The 23,427-nt window shown below is 65.8% G+C and carries 18 protein-coding genes and 2 pseudogenes; 4 read left to right on the top strand and 16 right to left on the bottom strand.

Annotation, left to right across the window (positions count from 1 at the left end; translation table 11 throughout):
• Positions 1–22 precede the first annotated feature (22 nt).
• The 10 genes and pseudogenes from OG562_RS23845 to OG562_RS23800 all read right to left on the bottom strand — a co-directional run bounded on the left by OG562_RS23845 (position 23) and on the right by OG562_RS23800 (position 7,698).
• Positions 23–778 (bottom strand): 2-hydroxychromene-2-carboxylate isomerase, encoded by a 756-nt coding sequence (locus OG562_RS23845; RefSeq protein ID WP_266401012.1) that lies wholly within the window; start codon positions 776–778, stop codon positions 23–25.
• Positions 771–1,607, bottom strand: coding sequence for an alpha/beta fold hydrolase (locus OG562_RS23840; RefSeq protein WP_266401010.1), 837 nt, complete (start codon positions 1,605–1,607; stop codon positions 771–773). Before OG562_RS23840 ends, OG562_RS23845 begins: the two co-directional genes overlap by 8 nt.
• Positions 1,607–2,728, bottom strand: a complete 1,122-nt coding sequence (locus OG562_RS23835; RefSeq protein ID WP_266401009.1) for a beta-ketoacyl synthase N-terminal-like domain-containing protein — start codon at positions 2,726–2,728, stop codon at positions 1,607–1,609. Before OG562_RS23835 ends, OG562_RS23840 begins: the two co-directional genes overlap by 1 nt.
• Positions 2,728–3,936 (bottom strand): beta-ketoacyl synthase, encoded by a 1,209-nt coding sequence (locus OG562_RS23830; RefSeq protein WP_266401008.1) that lies wholly within the window; start codon positions 3,934–3,936, stop codon positions 2,728–2,730. Before OG562_RS23830 ends, OG562_RS23835 begins: the two co-directional genes overlap by 1 nt.
• Positions 3,937–3,939: 3 nt before the next feature.
• Positions 3,940–4,200, bottom strand: coding sequence for an acyl carrier protein (locus OG562_RS23825; protein WP_266401005.1), 261 nt, complete (start codon positions 4,198–4,200; stop codon positions 3,940–3,942).
• 220 nt (positions 4,201–4,420) lie between these two features.
• Positions 4,421–4,678 (bottom strand): hypothetical protein, encoded by a 258-nt coding sequence (locus OG562_RS23820; RefSeq protein WP_266401002.1) that lies wholly within the window; start codon positions 4,676–4,678, stop codon positions 4,421–4,423.
• A gap of 769 nt (positions 4,679–5,447) precedes the next feature.
• Positions 5,448–6,521, bottom strand: a complete 1,074-nt coding sequence (locus OG562_RS23815; protein WP_266401001.1) for a sugar ABC transporter substrate-binding protein — start codon at positions 6,519–6,521, stop codon at positions 5,448–5,450.
• Positions 6,522–6,557: 36 nt separating this feature from the next.
• Positions 6,558–7,330: pseudogene (locus tag OG562_RS23810) on the bottom strand (SDR family NAD(P)-dependent oxidoreductase).
• The gene (locus tag OG562_RS23805) at positions 7,303–7,497 is read right to left on the bottom strand and encodes a hypothetical protein (protein WP_266409877.1); all 195 of its coding nucleotides are present in this window, start codon (positions 7,495–7,497) and stop codon (positions 7,303–7,305) included. Before OG562_RS23805 ends, OG562_RS23810 begins: the two are co-directional and overlap by 28 nt.
• A 57-nt stretch (positions 7,498–7,554) precedes the next feature.
• Positions 7,555–7,698, bottom strand: a complete 144-nt coding sequence (locus OG562_RS23800; RefSeq protein WP_266401000.1) for a hypothetical protein — start codon at positions 7,696–7,698, stop codon at positions 7,555–7,557.
• 65 nt (positions 7,699–7,763) lie between these two features.
• Here OG562_RS23800 and OG562_RS23795 point away from each other — a divergent pair.
• Positions 7,764–7,970: pseudogene (locus OG562_RS23795) on the top strand (hypothetical protein); the annotation flags it as partial.
• Between the two features lie 421 nt (positions 7,971–8,391).
• Here OG562_RS23795 and OG562_RS23790 read toward each other — a convergent pair.
• The gene (locus OG562_RS23790) at positions 8,392–8,682 is read right to left on the bottom strand and encodes an RNaseH domain-containing protein (RefSeq protein WP_266409484.1); all 291 of its coding nucleotides are present in this window, start codon (positions 8,680–8,682) and stop codon (positions 8,392–8,394) included.
• A gap of 522 nt (positions 8,683–9,204) precedes the next feature.
• Positions 9,205–10,230 carry an XRE family transcriptional regulator gene (locus OG562_RS23785; protein ID WP_266400999.1) on the bottom strand — a complete coding sequence of 342 codons (1,026 nt, stop codon included), beginning with the start codon at positions 10,228–10,230 and terminating at the stop codon, positions 9,205–9,207.
• A 216-nt stretch (positions 10,231–10,446) separates the two neighbouring features.
• Here OG562_RS23785 and OG562_RS23780 point away from each other — a divergent pair, with 216 nt between their 5' ends.
• From OG562_RS23780 to OG562_RS23770, 3 genes are read left to right on the top strand one after another with little or no spacing between them, the layout of a single operon-like run.
• Positions 10,447–11,394 carry a CBASS cGAMP-activated phospholipase gene (locus OG562_RS23780; RefSeq protein ID WP_266400998.1) on the top strand — a complete coding sequence of 316 codons (948 nt, stop codon included), beginning with the start codon at positions 10,447–10,449 and terminating at the stop codon, positions 11,392–11,394.
• Between the two features lies 1 nt (position 11,395).
• Positions 11,396–12,565 carry a cyclic GMP-AMP synthase DncV-like nucleotidyltransferase gene (locus tag OG562_RS23775; protein WP_266400996.1) on the top strand — a complete coding sequence of 390 codons (1,170 nt, stop codon included), beginning with the start codon at positions 11,396–11,398 and terminating at the stop codon, positions 12,563–12,565.
• Positions 12,537–12,968 carry a hypothetical protein gene (locus OG562_RS23770; protein ID WP_266400994.1) on the top strand — a complete coding sequence of 144 codons (432 nt, stop codon included), beginning with the start codon at positions 12,537–12,539 and terminating at the stop codon, positions 12,966–12,968. Before OG562_RS23775 ends, OG562_RS23770 begins: the two co-directional genes overlap by 29 nt.
• A 30-nt stretch (positions 12,969–12,998) precedes the next feature.
• Here OG562_RS23770 and OG562_RS23765 read toward each other — a convergent pair whose 3' ends face one another.
• From OG562_RS23765 to OG562_RS23750, 4 genes are all read right to left on the bottom strand, one after another.
• A complete protein-coding gene (locus OG562_RS23765; RefSeq protein ID WP_266400991.1) occupies positions 12,999–16,601 on the bottom strand; it encodes a DEAD/DEAH box helicase in 3,603 nt (1,200 codons plus the stop codon).
• Entirely contained in the window at positions 16,594–19,545 is a 2,952-nt protein-coding gene (locus OG562_RS23760; RefSeq protein ID WP_266400988.1) for a DUF1156 domain-containing protein, read from the bottom strand. The genes OG562_RS23765 and OG562_RS23760 overlap by 8 nt, the downstream gene beginning before the upstream one ends.
• A 259-nt stretch (positions 19,546–19,804) precedes the next feature.
• Complete coding sequence (locus OG562_RS23755; protein WP_266400986.1) at positions 19,805–20,218, bottom strand: hypothetical protein; 414 nt, start codon at positions 20,216–20,218, stop codon at positions 19,805–19,807.
• The gene (locus tag OG562_RS23750; protein WP_266400984.1) at positions 20,215–23,229 is read right to left on the bottom strand and encodes a DUF499 domain-containing protein; all 3,015 of its coding nucleotides are present in this window, start codon (positions 23,227–23,229) and stop codon (positions 20,215–20,217) included. Before OG562_RS23750 ends, OG562_RS23755 begins: the two co-directional genes overlap by 4 nt.
• Positions 23,230–23,427: the final 198 nt, after the last annotated feature.

The following is a 23,427-nucleotide window of genomic DNA, read 5'->3' as shown; positions in this document are numbered from 1 at the left end:
CGCCGACGGCGCCCGCCTTCGCTCAGCCGCAACCTCCAGCGGTGTCACGGTCGTAGAGGCCGATGTGCTCGGCGGCGTCGGCCGGAGGGACCGGGATCAGCCGTGACTCGGGCCTCGGCTGCGGCTGCGGCTGCGGCTGCGGTGCGGGCGCCCCTTCCCGGTCGGGGTGAGCGGCCTCCAGCGCGGCGACGAACTCGTCGAGTCTGTCCAGACCCCACAGCCGCTCTCGTCCGATACGGAAGTACGGGATGCCGAAGATGTCGTCGTAGTACGCGGCGACCATCACCTCCACCGCCTCGGCCCGGATCAGCGGATCGTGTTCCGCCGCGACCAGATCCGCGCCGTCGAGTCCGGCCTCGTCCGCCGCCCTGGCCAGCACACTCGGGTCACAGATCGGCTCGCCCCGGTGCCAGCGGGCCTCCACCAGCGCCCGGTAGAGCACTCGCTCCTGCCCTTGGCGACGGGCCTTGAGCCACGCCAGGTGCGGCAGTTCCCAGGCCTGGTCCGTGTCGATCGGCCACACCAGCGGAGAGCCGAACCGGGCGGCGGTCCGCTTGATGTCCGCAAGCAGGTACAGATGCTTGGCCTTGCTCATCGGCGTGTACAGCACTTCGGCGTCCTGGGCCCGTATGTCCTGCAGGATGCCGCCTTCCGGCTCCCAGTACGGGCAGTAGTCGAGGTACTCGCCGGCGCGGGGAAACCGGCGCTCCAGCTGGTCGATCGCGATCCAGCTGTACGGGCTGCGGAAACTGAAGTAGACACGAGGACGTCTACGCATGCGCATGCCTCCAGGGCAGATCGGTAGAGTCGCCGGGCCCGCGCGCGGCCTGGGCGAGAAAGGCCTGCACGTCGGCCGCGAGCTCGTCGGCGTGGGTGAGGTGAAAGCAGTGCCGGTACTCGGCGTGCCGGGTGACGGTCGCTGCCGGCATGGCCCGGCCCAGGAGGCCGCCGCGCCTCTCGTTCAGCGCCGGGTCGGGCTCCCCGGACAGGACCCGCGACGGCGGTAGCACGCCGGACAAGGGCAGCGTGCCGGTCTTCACGAACTGCTGGAACAGCGTCGCGATGCCGCTCTCGCCGATCCGGCCCAGCGCGGTGTCGACAATGGATTCGAACAACGACCGGTCGAGCCGTGCGTACCGTGCGCCCATGGCGGTGCGGATCCCGTCGGCGACGGCGTACCGGAACGATGTGGAGAACTCCTGCCGCAGCGCGTCGTCCACCCGGTCTTCCCGCGGGCGGTAGAAGGGCGCGAGCAGCATCGTGGCCGCGAGGTCGACCCTGTCGGGCATGCACAGGTACTCAAGGAGAGCGTTCGCCCCGAGGGAGTGGCCCAGCATCGCGAAGACCGGTTCGTCGAACCGGGCCATGGCCCGGTGCAGCCAGTCTCCGGCGCTGCCGCCGCTCCCCCAGCCGTAGTCGTTCCCGGCCCGCCACGGCAGGTCGAGCGCGACGAACCGGTAGCGGTCGCCCAGCCGCTCGACGAGCGGTTCCCATTCCCGCCAGCTGCCCTCGGCGCCGTGCACCGCGACGACGAGGGGCCCGGCGCCGGAGAGAGAGTGGAATCCGATGGTCTGCCCTGCGACGGACAGCATCTGCTCCGCAGTCATCACCGGGCCCCCGTCCGGCTCCACCCGCGCAGCACGACGGCGCCCACCGCGCCCTCCGGCGAACAGGACGTCACCACCGACACCTCACCGTCCCGGCCGGGATCGCCGCGGTGGCGGGCGAGCACCGCGGCGATCTGCAGGGCCCCGGACGCGCTGTCGCACTCACCGGCCAGCTCCTTGATCCGCAGGCGCTCCGTTCCGGCGCCGAACACCTCGTCGACAGCGGCCCCTTCGACCTCGTCCAGGGACGGTATGCCGCGCTCTCCCGTGGCCACGGTGACCACCTCGGCCGGGGAGGCGCCCGCCGCGCGCAGCGCGCGGCGGATCGACTCGGCCAGTCCCTGAACGGCTTGCCGCGACCGCCCGACCGGCTCGAACTGGCCGAACTCCGCGGCCAGGACTTCTGCGTCCATCGGCCTGCCGGAGGCCCGAACCTCCTGCGCGTCCTCGGCGACCAGCACGACCGCGGCCTCGCCGAGGGGCGCCCTGGTGGTCTCGGACGCGTACACATGGTGCTCGGCCCAGGCCCGGTGCGGGCTGAACTCCTCCACCGCGCCCAGCAGGAGGGTGCGCGCATGTCCGCGGCCGATGAGCGTACGGCCGTACCGCAGCACGGAGACCGCGGAGAGCGGGCCGCTCGGCACGGTGGCGTTGACGCCTCTGAGCTGATGCCAGATGGCGCACCGGCTTGCGGCGCAGTTCATCACGGCGTTGGGGAACAGCAGTGGTTCGACCATGTAGGGCCGCTCGTTGACGAGCGTCTCCCGGTCGAACTCGGCGGTGGCACGCAGACTCCCGAGCGTGGTTCCGAGTACGACGCCCACGTCGTCCCGGTTGTCCTCGGTCACGTCCAGACCGGCGTCCGTCAGCGCGAGACCGGAGGCCGAGACGGCAAGGGCGGTGCTGCGGTCCAGATTGCGGGTGCGCTTGCGGCCCAGGTAGTCGCGGACGTCGAAATCCACCATCGCGTGGGCCCGCGGCTGGGGCAGCCGCTCGTCGAACATGTCGCTCACGTCGACGAGACCCGACTTCCGGTCGCGCATCGCCCGGGCCAGGGCATCGGGCCCGACCGCCATGGAGGACAGGGTCGACCAGCCCGTGATCGCCAGTGTCGTAGCCATCAGGCGACCTCGCCGAAGACCGTCACCGCGTTGTTCCCGCCGAACGCGAACCCGTTGTTCTGTACGACCCTGAGCCGTGCGGGCCGGGCCACGTTGGGCACCGGATCGATGCCGGCCAGTGCGGGATCGGGTTGGCTGTAGTTGATGGTCGGCGGCATGAAACCTTCCTTGATGCCCAGTGCGGACGCGATCGCACCCAGGCCGCTCGCGGCGCCCATGGTGTGTCCCAGCATCGATTTGATCGAGCTCATGGGCGGTGGCGTGGCTCCGAACACCTGCCGGACGGCGTTCGCCTCCGTCAGGTCGTTGGCCGGGGTTCCGGTGCCGTGCGCGCAGATGTAGTCCACGTCCGACGGCACAATCCCCGCTTGGGCGTGCGCACGGCGCATGCACCGCGCGATGCCCTCCGCGTCGGGAGCCACCGGGTGGTTGGCATCGCAGCTGAGCCCGTATCCGAGCACTTCCGCATAGATACGGGCGCCCCGTTCCAGCGCGGATTCCAGCGTCTCCAGAAACAGCGCGGCCGCGCCCTCCCCGGCGAGAACTCCCGTCCGGTCCCGGTCGAACGGGGAACAGGTGCTCTCCGCCATCAGGCCACAGCGATAGAAACCCGCGTGGCCCCAGCGCACCACCGAATCGGCGCCGCCGGCGACCATGTAATCCAATTCGCCGTCGGCGATGAGGTCGTAGGCATGACCGATCGTGTAGTTGCTCGCCGAGCAGGCCGCCGAGATCATCATCGAGTCCCCGGTGAATCCGAGTTCCCGGTTGACGGCGGCACCGATCCTGGGCGTCGGCGTAAGGCGTATCTGCTCGGGCTCGAGGGATTCGAAGCCCTTGCGCACCCAGCTCTCGGTCAGGCCCTGCACCGGATAGGCCTCGCCCGTACAGGTGCCCATGCTCGATCCGGATCTGGGGCCGGTGATCGCCTCGGGGTCGATGCCGGCGTCCTCGACCGCGAGGCGGGCCGCGGCCGCCGCGAAGAGACTCGCCGGCCCCCATTCCCCGGGGGCGAGCCGACGCAGCATCGCCTCCGGCTCGAACCCGGTCACTTCACCGCCCATGACGTGCGGAAAGCCCGTGGTGTCGAAACTGGCCAAGGAGCTGATCCCGCTCCGCCCCGCTCGCAGACCGGCACCGAAGGCATCGATCCCGATCCCGATACTCGTCACCGGCCCGAGACCGGTGATCACAACGCGCCGGTCCATGCGTCAGTCCTGCCAACCGGCGTACTGGGCAACGACCTTGTACACGGCCCGCAGGCTTGTCATGTTGGGCAGCTCCGCCTGCGGGAGCTCGATCCTGTACTTCTTCTCGATCCGGGCCAACAACTCGATGGCGCGCAGCGAGTCACCGTCGTGATCCTCGATGAACAGGTCTTCGTCACCCAGTTCGTCCGGCTCGATTTCCAACGCGTCGGCCGCGATCTCCCGAAGTTCCTCGAGTCGCTGCAGCTGCAGGGTCTGCGTCATAAAATTCCCCTTTTGAACGTCCACTGCCCCGCAACTTCTAATATCGTTGCGAGTAGCACATAGAGGCAGCATAACGACCGACCCCTTACCCGCGCCTAAAATACCGCTATCCCCCGTTCAGGTTGCTCGCTTAAACTCGCTCTCGACCGAATCAAAACGCCGGAGATGCGTTCACCATAATTCCGGAGACACAATTCTCGCCGCGAATGACCCCTACCGCTCAGGGCGATCCGGCCGCAGCGCGAGAGACGGTCGTCGCCCCGGTCGACGGAGCCCGGCAAACCGCGCAGATCCTCAGGCGACACCGCCACCCGTCGAACCCGGCGATCACCGTGCCGGGGTCGCCTTCCAGCAGCACGGCGAGCGTCTCCAGATCGGCCGCGAGCGGGCACAGGAGGGGGACCGCGGCGCCGGTCCGCCGCGGTGCGCCGGGTCTGCTGCGCTCGCTGACGCGGATGGTCGTCTGCGAGGTGCTCATGCCCTTGGCGGGGATGCCGAGTTGCGTGTGCGGTGGGCATGTCAATATTGCCGCGACCGGAGATGGACGGTTCCGCGGCATGCCAGAGCAGTACTCACCGGCCTGCGCCTGCACGACGCCGTCCGTCCTGAGGTCCTGTCATTCTCTGAGGGCTCACAGACACCCGGGGCCCGGACTCGTCACCCCCCCCCCACGATGCCGGCCCGGTCCGTAGCGTGCCCCGTCCCGCCTTACGTCTTGGCTGTCGGCGGGGCGTCGCCGCATCAGGCCGGCGGCGCTCCGGTCAGACCGTTTCCGGTCCCGTGCCCTGCAGAAAAAGAGCCCCATACCGCCAGGACAACAACCAGGTCAGCTCGGGTCTGGACGCGAACCTGGTGAACCACAACCAGGTCGCAAGGTCGACGGACGGCGGCAGGACCTGGACCGGACCGGCCGTGATCTCCACTCCGAGCGCCCAACGCCCAACGCCCGGCGATCGACTTCGGCGCCAACGGTGATCTGGGCGTCATGCGGCGGACCACCACGGGCGACGCGTTCTCTGTCGTGGGTCCTTCTCGGTCCTTCTCGGTCCTTCTCGGTCCTTCTCGGTCCTTCCGCTCCCCCAGCGTTCCCCTTGGCTCCCCGGACGGCCCCGCGCAGAGCAGCCGCGACGGACACCGACAGCAGATTCGCTGGCGAAAGCGGGGGATACGAACCTCGGAGCTACGCACCCCCATTGGGATGGCCCCGGCGTCACAGGAGGCGTTCGCCGAGCGTACGCCGTGCGAGGTCAGCCGAGGTTGTTGCCCCAAAGGGGCGGGTCGTTGCTCTTGAGACTGGGAACCCCGCCGTAGGTCCCACCGTCCGCGGTCACCAGCGGTGCGGACAGCTGGTCCTCCAGCACACCGTCACGGACTTGGACGATCGTGCTGTCGTGGTCGGTCTTGCCGGGCTTGAACGTCTTGCCCTCGATCGCCGCCTTGAGGTAGTAGAGGGCGTACTTGGCGTAGAGGTCGGCGGGCTGGGAGACCGTGGCGTCGATCTTGCCCGCGGCGATGTCCTTGAGCTCCCTGGGGATGCCGTCGTTGGAGACCACGAACACATGCCTCTTGTCCTCCGGGCCGACCAGCAGACCCTGCTGCTTGAGCACCTGCAGGGTGCCGGAGAGCGCGAAGCTGGCCTGCATGTAGACGCCCTTGACATCAGGGTGGGCGGTGAGATCCTTCTGCAGCTTCTGCGCCGCGACCGCCCCGTCCCAGTTGGTCGCCTCCACGAAGACCTTGATCTTGGGATAGTTCTCCTTCATGCACTCGTTGAACCCCTCGGTGCGGTCCCGGCCATTGATCGAGGCAAGGTCGCCCTGGAGCATGACGACCTTGCCCGCGCCGCCGAGCTTGGTGCCGAGGAACCGGCAGGCTTTCTCTCCGTACGCGCGGTTGTCGGCGCGCACCACCATGTAGACGTCGCCGGTGTCGGGACGGGTGTCCAGGGTGACCACGGGGATCTTCTGCGCGGCCAGCTGCCGGAGGGTGGGCTCGATCACGGCGGTGTCCTGCGGGGCCATCGCGACGCCCTTCACCCCGTGGATGATGAAGGTCTGTGCGTTGGCGGCGAGTTTGGCGACGTCGTTCTGCGAGCGGGTGGTCTTCAGCCCCAGGCCGAGCTCCTTGGCGAACCGCGGCGTGTACTTGATGTACGCGTTCCAGAAGTCGGTGTCGGAGCGGGGGTAGTCGACGCCCACCACCGGGGCGCCGTCCGCGTCGCCCCCCGAGTCGGCGCCGGAGCCGCCGCAGGCGCTGAGCGCGGTGACGGCGAGGGCTGTGACGGCGCCGAGGCCGGTATACCGGAGGCATCGGGTCTTCACTGCTGGTTCTCCTTGGGGACGGTTTCGTGCGGGAGGTCAGGCGCGGGGCCGCATCCGCAGTCCGTGCATGACGCCGTCGACGGCAAGATCAGTACCTGTGGTGGAACCGGAGAGTGGACTCGCGGCGTACACGACGGCGACGTCGTCGGTGGTGACAAGTCGGCCCATCGGCTGGCGGGCGACCGATGCTGGCACGGTCGGTCTCGGGGTCGGCGGCACGGTCCAGCAGACGGCCGATCCACGGCTTGTCGGCCGTGCCGGGGTTGACACAGTTCGCTCGGATCCCGGGAGTGCACGAGGTCGAGGCGGTCGCGCGGGTGAGGGAGAGAACCGCGCCCTTCGTCGATGAGTACCGGGCCCGGTGGGGCGGCCCTGCGGTCGCGGCGATGGAGCAGGTGTTGACGATCGCTGCACTCCGGGAGCGGCGCAGATGCGGCGGGGCGGCCCCGGGACACTCGCACGACGCCGAAGACGTTGACCTCGAAGACCCGGCACCATTCGTTGCTGGTGTTGACCTCCCTTGAGCCCTGGGCGCCGATACCGGCGTTGTCGACCAGGGTGTCGATGCCGCCGAGCCGCCGTGCGGCCCCCTCGACCGCCGCCCGTATGGTCACGTCGTCGGCCATGTCGGCCACGTCGGCCATGTCGGCCGGTATGCCGGCCAGCGGTGCGGGCACGTCGTGGGGCTTGAGGTCGGGGCAGGCGACACGGGCCCCGCGGGCGGCGAGCAGCCGTGCCGTGGCCAGTCCGATACCTGATGCGCCACCGGTCACTACTGCCGTCAGCCCGGCATACTCCGACGCGCCCATGCTGTTGCCTCCGTTTTCCACACTAAGCCGTCGGGGCGGCGATGAGCGGTCAACGATGCCGGGTGGAGGTCGGCGCTGATGCCCGGGCGGTCCGGGCTGAAAGTGGCCGTCGAGGATGCGGGCCGGGTGGCGAAGTGCTCGTGCAGATGGTCGATGTACTCGATCATGCGGTTCTCGGTGCCGACACGCACGGCCACGTAGCAGGACCTCGTTCACCTGAGAGGTCACTCCGCGATGGCGGGCGGTGCGGCCAGGAACGGGCGCACCTCGAGCCACTCGCGGATCGGCTTCCCGCCCGCCTCAGGGGCGGCCGACAGTTCCCCGCCCAGCTCGACGGCGCGCTCGTAGCTGTCGACGTCGATCACCATCCAGCCGGCGGGTCACGCATGTACTGCACGTGCGCCGAGGACCGGGAGGAGTTCAAGGACCTACGACCCACCGGTACGTGAAGGGGAGGTCGCACCTTTCGAAGGCCGCCATGCGCCGGATGGGAGACACCTTCACGCCGGGCCCGGAGCCTGGCCCGGAACCCACAACTGAGACTAGAACTGAGACTAGGGACAGCCGCACGGCCCGCGCTCAGCACCGTCGCCGCATCCGCCAAAAGCAAAAGCCCCAGGTCACGGCGAGTGAGTCCTGAGGCTTCTACAGAGCCGCCTTCGGGATTCGAACCCGAGACCTACGCATTACGAGACCGTGAGCGTTCGTGTTGCGTAGTGCCTGGTCGTGCTGCTGAGTGACGTTCTGCCTGATCAGAGCACGTGTAGCTGGCTGGTCTGCGCTGCCTGGTATTACGTCGTCCAAAGGCGTCCGGCCACCGGCTGGCCACCGAAACGGGCACCGCAGGTGACAAGGAACCGCATCAGGGGTTGTCGGCCTCCCACAGAACCTCCTGCGGGCGGTCGCCTGCTCCCAGCGAATCTCTCCAGAGAAGTCTTTTCAGCGTAGCCGGTGCCGACCACCGCGTGCCCAGGATGGTGTCGAGGTTGTCCAGGTCCTGCTGCTGTTGGAGATTACCGGCCCGGACGACGCCGAGTACTTCGTGTCGGCGGCGGTTGAATTCATCCGTCGGCGACACTTCGCTGTCGGGAAGCGTTGCTGCACGCGGGGGTAGCTTGCCCGCCCGGGGCAGGGGGATGTCCAACTGCAGCTGACTGACGGCCTCGGCGCCGGACCGGTGAGGATGCGTCCTCGTTGCTCTCATCTGTTGCCTCGGTCTCGAAGCTGACACCGCGGTACACCGGGTGGTTGCGGTCGACCTCGCCTGCGACGTGGAGGGAGACTGGATGGCGAGTGCGGGCGTCCCAGGCGGCGAGGGACTGGTGGCAGAGTGTGGCGGCTATCGCAGCCAGGTCCTGTGGCCATCCGGCCGAGACACGGTGATCTGGGTCGCGGTGAAGCTGTGCCAGTCCTTACGGAACAGAGCCCTTTGAAGCTCTTCGGGGATGGTCAAGCGGGTGCATGTGCTGCCGTTGATACGGCAGGCCACACACCCGCTGTTGTGCGTGGCCGGGACAGGATCGCGGCTGTCGTCGCCCGTGCTGGTCTCGTCGAGGTCCTTGCGCCTTCCCCGAAAGGGCCCGAGGCGGATACGGTCCAGATCTGGCTCGACTCACTGGACGACGAGGCGGTTGTGGAGCGAGCCGTTCGTCTGGAAGCTGTGCGCGACCAACCGCATGAACTGGTTGAGGCGTGCCGCGAGCTGATCGCCGAAGCCCTCAGCCACAAGGAGCGGACTTCCAAGCCCTCTCGCACGAACAGCGGCGAGGGGCAGTAACGGATAGCGGGCCACGGCACGGAGATCCCGACGCCCTTGCGTGGGGACAGCATGACACGGCTGTGTTCAGACCTATTGCATGTACGAGCCAGTGTCCTCATGCCGCTGCCGCGGTCTGGAGGCTTTCCACGATCTGGGACGGCAGGATGGCCCGCGCCGGGGCGCTCTCGGCAGAGGCAAGGTAAGCGAGGAGCCTTGCCGGCTGCTCCGGCCGACCAAGAGGGACCGGTTCAACGCGGCGCCATCCCCGGGCAGACGCCGCCTTGATGGCGGTCAGATAGGTGTTCTCATTCATGCGCCCCAGGGTCCGGGCACGCATGAGCAAGGCGGCCAGGGACACCTGCCACTGCCGTTTGAGCGCGAAGAGGGCTGGCCAGTCGACAGTGGTCGGCAACTGGTCGTGGATGTCTTCGGCGGGCATAAGGAAGGCCGCCGCGAACTGGTGAGCCTGGGTCTCGACCTCCTTTACGCCCCAGATCTCCTCGCCGTGCAGCACTAGATGGGCGAGTTCGTGTGCGCTGTCGAAGCGGGACCGGGCTCGGTCGTCCTTGTCTGTACCCAGGACGACAACAGGATGATCAGGAAAAGGCAGAGAGAAGGCGTCGACATCCGTGTTGTCGAGGGGGAGACGGATCACCGCGACACCATGCGCCTCAAGAAGTCCAACGACGTTGGAGACCGGTCCGGAAGGCAGTCCCCACATCTTCCGTACCTGAGCCGCAACCTCTTCGACCTCCGCCCGTTCCGCCTGCAGTCCGCTTACGGGGAGCATCGGCACGTCGCCGGCGCAGAACCGCTGCGCGGATGAGGCATGGACGGCCAGGTCGTGAGCCACGTGAGCGATGGCCCGCGCACGGCGGCGGTCGGACACCGAGGTCCGGCGCAGCGACCGGAAGAAGCCCTCATGGCTTTCGACCATCGCTTCGTGGAAGAACTCCTGAGGCACCCCAAGTACCGAGGCCAGGACACTGCTCGTCTCCGGGCTGGGTCGTGCCGCGCCGCTCTCAAACTGGCTGATCGCGGCAGGAGTGAGCCCGCTCGCGCGGGCGAGCTGCGTCTGGCTCAACCCTGTCAGTTCGCGGGCGGTCCGCAGCCGAGAGCGCTCGAACGCCTGCGTGCTCATCTTTCCCCTTGCCTGGCCTGCCTGACTTTGATCTCCACATCTTGGCGGAACACAGAAACCACGCACGCTCCAGGGTGCGTGGCCAACACAAACCTTACGACTTCCGCGTGGAAACACACACGGAAACGCATGCTGTGATAATAAGTACTCTCGATAGTGGAGATCCGGCTGCGACAGGCGGAGCTTCCTCGAACCCATGGCGCGGGGGCGGTTGAAGTGACGGAGCGTTTCCAGATTCTGGCTCTCGACGGCGGTGGCTTCCGCGGCATGTTCTCCGCTGCGGTCCTAGCTCGCCTCGAAGAGGATCTCGGTGTCCGCATCGCCGACCACTTCGACCTGATCGCTGGCACCTCGACAGGCGGAATCATCGCGCTGGGCCTCGGACTCGGGCTGCCCCCGCAGCAGATCCTGGAGTTCTACACCGAGCATGGGCCGCGCATCTTCCGGGACCGTAGCCGCCTGCGGGGCCTGAAGCACCTGGTGCGCGCGAAGTACAGCGCGGAGCCACTGCGCGCGGCCCTCACCGAAGTCTTCGGCGAACGGACCTTCGGAGAGAGCACCAAACGCCTGGTCATCACCTCCTACAACGTCGCCGCCGACGACGTCTACCTCTTCCGGACCCCGCATCTGCCCGGCCTCAAGCGCGACTGGCGCGAGAAGGCCGTCAACGTCGCGCTGGCCACCTCCGCCGCGCCGACCTACCTGCCCGGGATGCCTCTGGACGGAGCACGGCTCGTCGACGGCGGCATCTGGGCGAACAACCCGGCCATGGTCGCGCTGACCGAAGCGGTGGGCCCGCTGTCTGTGCCCCTCGACACGATCCGGGTGTTCAGCCTCGGGACCACGACCGACGTCCGCCACCGCCACCGCCGTCTCGACCGCGGCGGTCTGCTGCCCTGGGCCCGCGACGCGGTCGAGGTCCTCATGCGGGCGCAGAGCGAGAGTGCCGCCAAGCAGGTACGCCACTTCGTCGGCAAAGACGACGTGCTCCGCCTCAACCCGACGGTCCCCACCGGCGCCCTCGCTCTGGACGACGTGGACACCACAACCCTCTCGGGATGGGCCGGACACGTCAGCCGCGACGTCTCCCCGGCCGTCCACCGCACCTTCTGTGATCACCTCGCGCCGGCTTTCGTCCCCCTCCACCCCGCTCGTAAGGAATGACGTGAACGCGTACCACCAGACGCAGGACAACACCGACTCGGCCGAACAGATGCTTTCCATGCTGCTCGACGGCGCCGTGGAAGTCCTCGACATCGCCCCCGACCTCCACGACACCGCCATCGAGCGGTACGGAGAAGTCGGAACCTGGCTCGCCGAGAACGGCAGCCCCGGATGGGAGATCCACTCCCAGGGCTCCTTCCTCCTCGGCACCGTGGTCCGCCCCAACACCGAGACCGGCGATTACGACATTGACCTCGTCTGTCGACTCCCTCTACAGCGGGACAGCACGACCAAAGAGGAACTCAAGCAGCGAGTCGGTGACCAACTGGCGGCCTACCGGCGCTGGAAGCAGCGCCGAGGACACACCGACGGCCCCGAAAGCCTCGAAGCCCGCCGCCGCTGCTGGACCCTCGGGTACCCCGGCTTCCACCTCGACGTCCTGCCCGCCATCCCCGACGAGGAACACCCGACCACCGGAATCCTCCTGACGGACAAGAAGCTCCACAAGTGGCAGCACAGCAACCCCCTCGGCTACGCGGACTGGTTCCGCGCCCGCTCGGAGCTCTCCCCCGCCCTCCTCGAAAAGCGGCTCGTCGCCAGCGTCGCGAAGGTCCCCGAACACCACATCCGCAGCACTCTGCAGCGACTTGTGCAGATCCTCAAGTGGCATTGCATGCTCTTCTTCGCCGAGGACACCGACAACCGGCCGCCGTCCATCCTCCTGACCACGCTCGCCGGCCGCGCCTACCGCGGCGAGGACGACCTGTTCACCGCCGTACGCAACGTGCTGGCCGCCATGCCTCTGTTCATCGAGAAGCGCGACGGTCAATGGTGGGTTCCCAACCCTGCCCACAAGGAGGAGAACTTCACCGACAAGTGGAACGAATACCCTGAGCGGCGCCAGGCCTTCCTCGCCTGGTTCGGCGAGATCACCACGATCATGGACAACCTGGCACTGACGGAGTCCAAGGGCCTGCACGTGGTCTACTCCCAGCTCATCAAGTCCTTCGCACCCGGCCCCGTGATGCACTCCTTCGCGAGCTACGGCGCCCGCATGAAAGCCCCCACCGGGCAGCGAATGAGTGCCACCGGGCTGCTCTCCGCGACGGCCACAGGCCCCCGCAGGAAGCCGAACACCAACTATGGCCAGCATCCCGCCGCGCGCAGTTAACCTCGGCCGCCAGCTGGCCGCGATCAAAGCGGCCGTCCCCGACACCCGAGGGACCGTGCGGGGCGGTGAGCTCGTCTGCACGCTCACCCTGCAACCCACCCCGGTGAGCAGGAACTACACGGTGCGGATCGTCTACCGCCACCGGCGCAGGCCACTCATCACCGTCACCGACCCACCCCTGGCACTCCATCCGGACGCAACGGCACTCCCGCACGTCTACCCCGACGGCGATCTGTGCCTGCATCTGCCCGGGGAGTGGCAGGAACACATGTTCCTCGCGGACACGATCCTGCCGTGGACCTCGGCATGGCTTCTGCACTACGAACTCTGGCTGGTCCTTGGTCACTGGACCGGCACCGGCGACGAACACGCAGTACCGTCACCCGCGAACCGGATCCGATGAGCGATTCACGACCGGGGACCACACCTTCCCTCACAGCCCAAGAGATGTGGCGCGCATCAAGGTCATCAACCCACCCAGCTGAAGTCCGAGTTGGCGACGGAGTTCATCCCAAGTCTCTGGCGAGATCGGTTCCCTCTGGGTGCTTAGGCGGGCGGGGATCAGCCGGGCGAGCGGCACGTTCAACTTGCCGCGCATCGCTTCCGCATAGCCCCACATCGACGTTCTATCCGTGTTCAGGGCATGCCAGACGGTCAGCGGATCGATGCTGGCGCCGCCCTCATATCGCGCTGCCGCGCAACCAGCTGCCAGCGTCTCGTGAACAAGGACGATGAACTTCGCTCGGATGCCCTCCAACGCCTGTTGCCGGCGAGTGTCGGTGAGGGCGCTTTCGTACGACCGTTGCCTTCCAAGGGCTTCAATCCGAATGGTGTTGGCTGTCTCTTCGGCCTCACCGCGTGCGGCCGCAGCTCCGAGGTTGTCAACGTCCTTCAGCCCCTGCACCACGGTGGGTGGAGTGCGGTCGGCGCGTACGGCAACACTCGGCCATGCCCCGTCGCCAGTAATGACCAGCGCGCTGTCGTCAGGAAGGCTTGCCCCTGCCCTACGCGCGAGCGCCTCGGACAAGGCCGGGTGACCATAAGTCGCCAGTGCAGTCCAGCTCTCCCCGTCACGCGATGCCCGCGCAGGGTCAGACGTGACGGGGCGGCCGGGCTTGTCGAGTACGGCACCGAAGCGTTCGAAGAGGACCTCGCGTAGGTCCTCCAGAGCAACGGGGGAGGGGGCGTGCTCGGGCAGCGGCATCGCATCTTCTGCGCCGAAGCCGACGCCTTCCTGCCGCACGACGTCGATTTGGTCGACCAGCTCGCGGATTGCTTGTTGCTGAGCTGAGGCCCTCTCGCTCTTCGGCGCCTTGAAGATCGCTTGAAATGCACGTTCGGTGGCGCCAAGAATCGGCTGAAGTTGCCCAAGCAGCTGACGGAAGTCGTCGATTCGTCCGGCGAGCGCTGCGTAGACGTCTTGCTCAACGGTGTTGGGTACGAAGTAGCTTCGGATGTGGACAACATCGCGCGCTTGACCGAGGCGATCCACACGGCCGATGCGCTGTTCGACGCGCATGGGGTTCCACGGCATGTCGTAATTGATGAGGAAGCTGCACGCCTGAAGGTTGAGTCCTTCGCTGGCCGCGTCGTTGGCCAGCAGGACGGTCACACGGCCGGAGCGCACAGCGTCGACAAGGTCACGCTTGGAGATGTCGACCCAGCCTTCGTGTTCACGGAAGACCTGTCCGCCTTGTCCGGTGAAGGTGGCCAGCTGTGATCTATAGGCTCCGACAAGCCTGTCCCGAAGGCTGAGAAGTGTGTCCGTGTACTGGGTGAAGACGATAGTTGAATGTCCTCGCCCACGGGCAGAGTCCAGATCGGAGCGCAACCGGTCAAATTTCGAGTCCGGCACGTGCTTCATCCGGCTGATGTACCCCCGGATGTCCTCTATTTCGGTCGGCGTCAGTGGCAGTGCCTGAGCGTCGTTGACCTGGTGCCCTTCTCCGGTCTCCAGTCCAGCGTCGCTCCACGCCTCCTCGAAGTCCTCTGCCGCCTGATCGTCGTCGAGCGCCAATGCCTCGCGATTGAGCCGCTTCGTCAACGTCGCGTGGATCGCGGCCCAAGACGAGGTCAGCCGACGGCGGTATACGGTCAATACGAAGCCGGCGCCGCGCTTGCTTCCGTGCGCAGACATGAGCCGGTCGATGAGGTCGTCGAGCTCGTCGTAGAGGTCCTGCTCCTCCTGGGTGAAGGGCACGACGACCGGCTGGGTGTCCCGATCAGCGAGGTTCTCTGTGAGGAGTCCGCGATCGCGGTACATCTTCAACGTCTCTCGGCTATGGCGGGTGACGAACTGGCCGACAGGGCTGAGAAGAGACAGCCATTCCCGCAGGGCTGCCAGTCCGCTGGGCGTCAGCTCCTGGGCGATCTCCTCCCCAGACAGGTCTCCCGTGCCGAACTTCTCAATGCGGGCTGCCGCTATCGGACCCACTCGGCTTCGGATCCCCTGCAGGACCGCTTCCTCTGCAGCGGTATGCGGTAGCCGAGGCGTGTCACGCAGCGTCTGGTCCAACCATGCCCAAGCCGTCTTGCGGCCCTTCGGGCCATCGCCCCTGGCTACCTCGCGGAAGTACTTCTCGAATGCATGCGGGCTAGCCAAAGGGCCCTGCAGACCCACATGGACGAGCAGGTCGCGCAGCTCGATCGGGGCAACCTGCATCGGCGTGGCGGTCAGCAACCAGAGTGCCTTGGCCGCCCCCCGTTGAGTGATGCGATCGAGCAGTTCGAGCAAGCGACCCGGGCGGTATTCATCCTCATCAATATGGGTACGGCGAGCGTGGTGTGCCTCATCCACAATCACGAGGTCGTACGGTCCGGCCGCAAGGAGACGCTCCTGCTCAGCCGGCCGACGCGCCAGGTGGCTGGAGGCGATCAGTACGGGCTCGGACTCCCATGGATTCACCCCTGGTACGACACTCCGCACATCGTCAGGGTGAGCACCATAGATCTTGCCGCCTTCAAGGCGGGGAACCCATAGCCCGAACTTTTCGAAGAGCTCGTCCTGCCACTGCCGACAGACGTTCGCAGGGGCCAGGATCAGGGCTCGTCGCACGCGCTTGGACAGCAAGAGCCGACGCAAGGACATGCCAGCTGAGATCGTCTTGCCGAGACCAACTTCGTCGGCAAGCAGCCAGGAGCGAGGGTAGAGTCCGGCAAGCCGTTCAACCACCTGCTGCTGATGTGGGAAAAGCGTCAGTCCCGTCGTTGCCACCGGAAGAGCCTCGGCGTCCACAAGGGCCGGTGCCACTTGCAGATAGCGAGCGACGGCAGCATCGTCGCCCATCGGCTCTGGCTCTTCGGGATCCCTCTCTCCCGGCACCACGTCTGGCGCCATGCTCAACAGGCGCGCCGACGCGGCATCCGGTAGCGCATACACCTTGAAGCCGACCATCCGGCCGGCCCAATGCTCCTCAAACTTCAGCGCCCAGTGACTGAAGTACATGGCAGCTTCAGTCCACGAAGGATAGACAGAGAACGACTCGAAGTTACGAGTCCACGCTTGGGCAGACTCGTTCACCGACCCCTGGAACGCAACGCCGTCGCCAGCCGTGTCACGCAGGACCCCGATTTTCTCGTGGAAGTACGGGTCCGTGTTGCCGCCGACAATCGGCGTCCCGTCCTGGTCCACCGGGATCGCAATCCGTACCTCCAGACGCCCCACCTTCGCCAACCAGGCAAGTACCTCAAGGCGCCGTCGATCCACTTCGGACTCAGTGACCAGCGCGTCGGCAAGCTTCTTGGCGAACGCCGGGCCGATCTCGGCACGGCCAAGTAAGGCGTCCCGGTCCCCCGGGCTGACCTCAGCACCGCACAGCAGCCGCACGCGTCCGCCGCCGTTGATGAAGCGGGACAAACCACGCGCAGCGACGCTCAGCGAAGAGGAGCGGAAATACCCCACCGAGCGGTCGTAGTGCACCGACCGTGACAGCACCGGGATGTAGAACGCCTCCAGCACACGGTCGCTGGAGTCATAGCCCGGCTTGAGGTCCAAGCCTCTCAAGCCGGGCAGCGTCGTGCCGTTGACTTCAGACATCAAAGCCGAAGGTCTGCTGCTCGTGCTGGGCAACGGGCTCCACCTCGTCGGCCGGCGGCTCAATACGATCGAACAGGGCCGCGCGGAGACTATCTAGGATCCGCGCCTCTGGGCGAGCGAAAGCCCCCTTGTCCTTCACGCGCGGAATCGCATGCAGCGCTGCACGGACCACTTCGACAAAGGTGGAGTCATCAGCCAAACCAGTGCGGTTCAGCCAGGCTTTCGCCGCCCCGAGACCATCCGAATCGTAAAGCGACATCAGAGCATGCAGCCGGTCGAGCCAGGTCCCGTATTCTGCAGCATCAGGGTCAAGTACACCTGCCGTGGCTCGCTGCGCCGGAGTAAGCAGGGTGACGCTGCCACTGGATGCCTTTACCACCTTATGCCGCTTGGCAAGATCGTCAAGGTCAAGATGCGTCGCGATGGAAAGCTTACGAGCCTCATCGTAGGGGAACTCTGCAGCTGCAAAGTCGCTCCACGCGAGCAAGTACCAGTCAGTGATCCGGTCAAAGTCGATGTCTCGACCGCCAAGCAATTCCCGCTTCTTGAGTGAAGCAACCTTCTCACGCGCAAGATCGAGAGCCGCATCGGGGCGCAGGACTTCAGAGTTTCCCTCGGCGTCAAGCTGGCCAGTGTAGACCGGCCAGCGATCAGAGAGTACGGATAGCACAGGGCCATAAGTCGCGATCGTGAGGTCTACACCTGTCATGCCCTGCGCTGCGAAGCGACCAGCAGCCTCTTCAGCCGCACGCTCAACGTCGCGGCGAATATCAGACCAGAAGGCTGGCTCGCTGCCAGAACGTTTACGGCATGCAAGGAAGATCGTGGACGAGGCGGCGTTCTTTTTCGCCACATGGAGAGAGTGCTCGCTTTCGGTCTGCACAGGCCACGAGGCGTCAATGGAGAACCCGGCATCAAGCAGGGCCGCGCCGAGAGTGTCCCATGCATCGATCCGCTTATGGGTGAACATCACCGTAAGAACACCAGTTGGCTTGAGAACGCGGTATGCCTCCCCGAAGGACTGCTTAAGCAGCTCTTCGTACCGTTCATCTGCCAGCTGGGCGGCACTCTTCGCGCCGTCATCCTTGCGGCGCCCGCGCCGGGCAGGAGCCGCAACGTCTTTGAAGAGCGATGGGTTGGCAACGGCTTCAGCGTTCTTGTCGGTCAGGATGAGATCGGTGAACTGCGGCCATGTGTCGCGTAGCGAGCGCTTGAGCCAGACGTAGAAGTAGTCCGAGATCTCCGCATACATGACGTTGTCGTAATATGGAGGATCAGTCACTACAGCATCGACCGATGCATCTGGCAGCGGCAGAGACGTGGCCGATCCGCGAATGATGCGGGCTTGGGCGCGCCACTCCTCTTGGTCATCGAGTGCTGCGTCTCGCTGGGTGAGCTTGCACATGCCAGCATAGACTCGTTCGACCTGACTCACGGTCCATGGAAGCAATGAATGCGCGCCATCGAATTCGGCAAACGACCACTTGTACGCGAAGTCATGCCTATCAAACGTGTTACGAATCTTGATCCGTGTGGCATCCCAGCTACTAAGCATGCCATTGTAATCACACGCCTTATCCAACGCCAGGGCCAGGTAGAGTCCGAGCGCGCGGCTGCGATCATCGCCCACCTCGGAACGCGCTTCCTCAACAACCTCCCGCAGCTCTTCCAGTGCAGTCACATTCGCGAGTAGCTGCCTAGGTGAAAACATGTCGGACCAGCGAGTTAGGCCCATTCTGCGAGGCTCGCCAGTTTTCCATCCATCAGGAATTAGGTCATTCGGAACAAGGTCCGCGATCTCCCATCCGGGCAAGCGAGCCGCAAGCTCCTCTTCTGCCGCCTCAACCGCAGCAAGATCAACCGGGGAAGGGCAGCGGAACTGGCGCCCCCTGACGCCATCGCGAGAAATGGCGACCGCGAGTAGCATTTGCCCGACCCGCCCTTCATTACCCATGGCATTAATATATTGACCAGAGAATGTTTCACCTGTCCAAATGCTCGTAGCGGTCCCCCTCTTGTATGTGGATCGCTCGCCCCACTTCTTTGCCGCCTCACCCTCCACAACGCTTAGCTCGTAGGTGCCCGCATCTGTATCGACTTCCAGCGCGACAGCGACGCTCCGACCAGAGTTTCCTCGCGCCAACCAGAAATCCGGAGACAACGGTGTCGGTCGACCTGTCGTCGGGCACGGGACGGTGTGAGCCCACACATAGGCAACGATGGTCTCCGCTCCCTGCCGGGGAAAGTGTGCTTCCAAGCGCTTGCGGACTCGATCAGTCCATCGACCTCCCCAGTCGCTGATAGTTTTTGCGAACTCAGGACCCATATCCGCCGGCAGTGCGACAGTCCCTTGCAGGATCGCCGTCGCAACCGGGTTTAGCTCATTCGCGATCGTGTCAAATCCATATCGCGAAGCCTCGAACGGAATTGACCCGCCTCCGGAAAAGAGGTCTAGAACGGACTGCGAGATGCCATCTGCTGCCTCATCGGAGGAGCGGATTCTGGAGAGGCGATGGATACGTTCGAGAATCGACTTATCGGGGCTTACGGAAAATGCGCGCGGGTATCCGTACCCATTTCCGGCAAGCTTGATTCCCGCCTCGTTTGCGGCGTTAATCTCCTTCTTCCGGGCCACGGCATCGCCAAGGATCCCGATCGCATTCATGAACCAGGCGTGGTACGCCTCTTCCCCACCAGGGAACTCTGCTTCAAGAGCAGTCAAGATGTGACGGGCTTCTACATCTTTAGCAGCGTCCTCGGTGGAAGGCCAGGCTGGCAGCACTGAAGCGACCACAGCTGCGCGGCTGGCGATGAGCGGACGCCGTGCCCACCAGACATGAAGTGCAAACGAAGGCGGCAGCGCCGTGAAAGTCGCGCGCTCTCGCACGCTCTCGACTCCGAGGGGGGCCGCCGGAAGCCACTGCTCAATCAAACTGCGGCTCACAGGCCGACCTCCCATTGCTCTTGGACAGCGGTCGTGTCCGCCACGTCCCGCCAATCGTCTCTCTGCCCATCACTGGGGCCACTCGTCTCAGATCAGTACGAGTCGTCCCGACGCGCCCAGCATGCCATTCCGCACCGACACGGTGAGGCCAGTTTGCGGCTTCTGCCTGAACGCGTGGGTAGTCAAACGCGAGGACATCGGTCAACACGTACCGACTCATGTGGTCACCGAGCCCGCCTTCCGCCGCGGTGCCGGGGAGTTACCGTCGCTGGCCGCCATCGAGGAGAATGCGCAACGCCTTGAGCCCATGCCGATGCTGCACCTGGGCGTGCCAGTATGCAGCCTCCTCGCGGCTCATGCCTGCCACGCCCTCAGCGATGTCGACGATGCGATCGGTCCGCCGGAGCGGTTTGACAGCACGTAGCAACAGTTCTGCGTGGGCGCCGAGCATGGGATCAAGGTCTAGCGGCTTCCGTGAAGTCCAGTCCCGGCCGCGAAAACCTGCGGCACGTAGCACGTCCTGGAGCGGAGCAGCGATATGCGTAGCCCGTCCGCCGTTCACGTGGATGGAGCGGTGGCCGCCGTCGAGGTCGTCAGCGGCTACGTCTACAGCGACAATTCGCCCATCCTCATCGCGGGTAATCAGGCAGGTGTACTGCTCGGCTCGGCTCATTCGTCACTCTCAGTGCGCATCGAGATTCTGCACTTGGTGGGACCAGTGTCTCGTGCAGCCTGAGCAAACCGTTCAGCCACGTCCCCAGACAACGGAGTCGGATCGGCGAAAGCCGCGGTGACCGATGCCTTGAGAACGGACTCACGCGGGCCGAGTAGCTGCTTGAGGGCTTCTCGAAGCGGAGCATAGTCGCTGGGTGTGCCCAGGTAGGAAACCTTTGCCGTGTGCATCTGGCTGTCGCCATCGCCGAGGGTGACGACCACGTCTACGGCGTAGGTCAGCTCGGCACCCAGAGTCGCCGCTGGCACGATCGAATGCAGTCGCAGCAGCTCGGGGCCACCTCCGGCGCCAAGGTGATCGATCTCGATCTTCAGTTCCAGCAGCCTCTCCCGCTGCGTATCCGCCGCTGCGCTGCGTGCCTGCGCGAAGGCGCTCCCAGCCGCGCCAGTTCCGGTGAATACCGTGGGCTTGGCCGGTTGCAGGCCCAGCTGGATGCCGCCGTTCGGAGAGCCGTTCAGTGTCTCGTCCGGGCAGCCACGACCAGGATGGACGGTGTCGCACAGAGGACACGCCTGCTCGGCGGGCGCCGGAGCTGAGCCGGGCGGGTGCAGGAGCACGTCAGCCGCTAGACGAATGCTCGCACCAGGGTGCTCCCTGGTTGCCCAGCCATCGTCGCCACGGTCCGGGTCCTGGTATTCCCACACTCCGTTGCGAACACCGGCACTGATCAGGGAAACCAGCTGGGCCCGGTCGAAGACCATCTTGAGGTCAGGACGCCTGGCGAATGCCTTGACCAGCTCTTCAGTCGGCTGGGGCCGATTCATCAGGTCGCCGAGCTTGTTCTTGACATGAGCCGGGTCGATTGCCTTGTCGCCGGCGCGGAGTGTCTTCTCCATTGCAGCCAGACGACTCAAGATCGCATCGGTCTGGTTGGGCCATACCGAAGAGGTGGTGACCTGATCAAGCTGTACTGCTTCGAGGCCCTGGCTCGTAGGCACATACAGCGCGTTCACGTGGTTGCAGACCGCGACCCTCGCCATGAGGGCGGACTCCTTGGCCTTGTCCTTGAGCTCCCCACGCTTTTCAGGCGTCAGGGCGTTCAGCGTGTCGGAGCTCATGGAGAGCTCCTCAAGGGCGAGATGCGTCTTCACGGCACGGACCATCGCATCATGCGTGCCCAGTGACGGTGCTAGAAGCACCAGCCTGTTGCGGTACTCGCGAACTCCGCCGGACGGAGTGCGCTCCCACAGCTCCTGGATCTTGGGCGGGATGACGCCGTGAAGATCCACGCCGCGCGGGTCGCCGAAGTCGTCCCAGTGCATTACGACCAGCCAGGCATCCTCGGCGTTGTCTGGGACCTTCGCGTCGTCCCAGTGGCGACGGACCTTGAGCGTGCTGTCGCGGAACTGTTCGGTGAGGATCTTCGTGGCCTTGGTGCGCGCCTTGGTCACGCTTATTTCACTTTCGGCCTCCTGGATCAGCTTCACCAGGGATGCCTCGGTCGAGAAGCGGTAGCCGCGCACATCGGCGTGCAGATACCAGCAGGCGGTCTCGAGGCCATCAAGCGCCTTCTGAAGCAGGTTCGGATCGTCCCCAGGGACGAGCGTTGCGCCGAAGAGCTCGGGGGGCTGCACACCCGGCACTTCACGTGTAAGGGAGTAGAGGTAGACCGCGGCAGCAAGACGACGCCCGTACGGCGCGCCCATCCGCTCGTCGACCCGCTCCGCGTGTGACAACTCCGCCCCGGCCTGCGACGCGATGTCTGCGCGGATCACAGGCTCGAACTGTGGTCTCTCCAGCCGGCTGGAGAGCTCCTCGGCGATAACCCGTTCCGCGAGATCGATGTGGTGCGGGTGAATCAAGTAGGTGCTTTCCGGTTGCTGCGCCCACAGCCGACGCACAACACGGGCAAGGAGCCGCAGCGCGCCCCGGGTGCGCTGGAAGTTCGGGATCGTAGACAGACGCTTGTCCAAGATCCGGATAAGGGCGGGATGGAACGGATACGTACGCGCAACCTCTGATGCCCAGCCGCTGCCAACCATGCCCTCTGGGAGGTCAAGGCCACTGGCATACGCGGCGTCGGCGGCCTCCGCATACGCCTGGGCGGCCTCCGCCGCGGCGCTACCGCTCTCGCGCTGTTTGAAGAGGCGACGCGCAAGGATCTTCGGGAGATCGGGTTCCTCACTGGGGCGAAGGACCAGCTCCTTGCGCGCCATGAGCGAACGAGCCTCGTTGATGGCCTCAAGCACATCGCTGGTCGCGTCGCCGAATGCGTCAGTCACCCCGGTGGTGGTAATCACCAATGCCGCATGGGGCAGACCGTCCACCGCCTCCATGAGCGCCATCAGGAAGGCCGTGGTCTGGCTGGCGAGCGTAGTCTCGCCGACTCGCACCCCCTTGGCGACGTGGTAGTAGCGAGCGATCTCATCGATGAGGAGCAGGGAGGGGCGATCTCCCAGCATCCGCTTGATCGCATCGGAGCCCGGAGCAGTCAGCGCCTCGTCATCCGCTCGAACGAACTCGTACCCGGCAGCCCCACCAATCTGAAGGGCTAGGTACCCCCAGACAGTACGGGGAGTGACGCCGGCGACCTCGGGGAAGCTCTGCGCACCGGTGCTGGTGCCGACGAACGCCCCCACCTGCTCCACCGGCTCGGCCGGGAGAAGTGAGGCGTCCATGAACTCTGCCGCGTGAACTGCGTCAAGTCGTCCTCGAGCCGCATGGAACAGCGCGATGAGGTTGTGGGTCTTACCACCGCCGAGGTTGGTCTCCAGCCGGATCACACTGGCGCCGTCCGGCTTGCCACCGCCGATGCGGCCCAGGACCTCATTGAGCAATGACTTCAGGCCAGCCGACGGGAAAGTGGCCGCGAAGAAGTGCCCTGCGTCGGCATACGTGTCCGGGGCCGTACCGGCGATGACCTCCTCGAGTGACGCGGCAAAACGCGACTCTGTGAGTTCGCCAGCCAGCACGTCGTCGCGCGGCTCGACCACTCGGAACAGGCTCTCCACGTTTCTCCCCTTCGCCGCCTTCTCCACAGAGTATCCGTGAGTATGGAGCCCGAAGGGACCAATCTGTCCTGATCCACAGCACAGCCGCCAGCTCGCCGGATCCAGACGCGGCGAGGTCTCCCGTAGGAAACCAGGCGGCCGTCACGCATCCCAAGTCTTCGGGGATGCGAAGGGCCCGTGGACCAGCACGACTCCGAC

Source organism: Streptomyces sp. NBC_01275, from assembly GCF_026340655.1.
In the GTDB taxonomy this organism is placed as follows: Bacteria; Actinomycetota; Actinomycetes; order Streptomycetales; family Streptomycetaceae; genus Streptomyces.
Note: the sequence above shows the minus strand (reverse complement) of the source record. Positions and strands in the feature narration are given on the sequence as shown.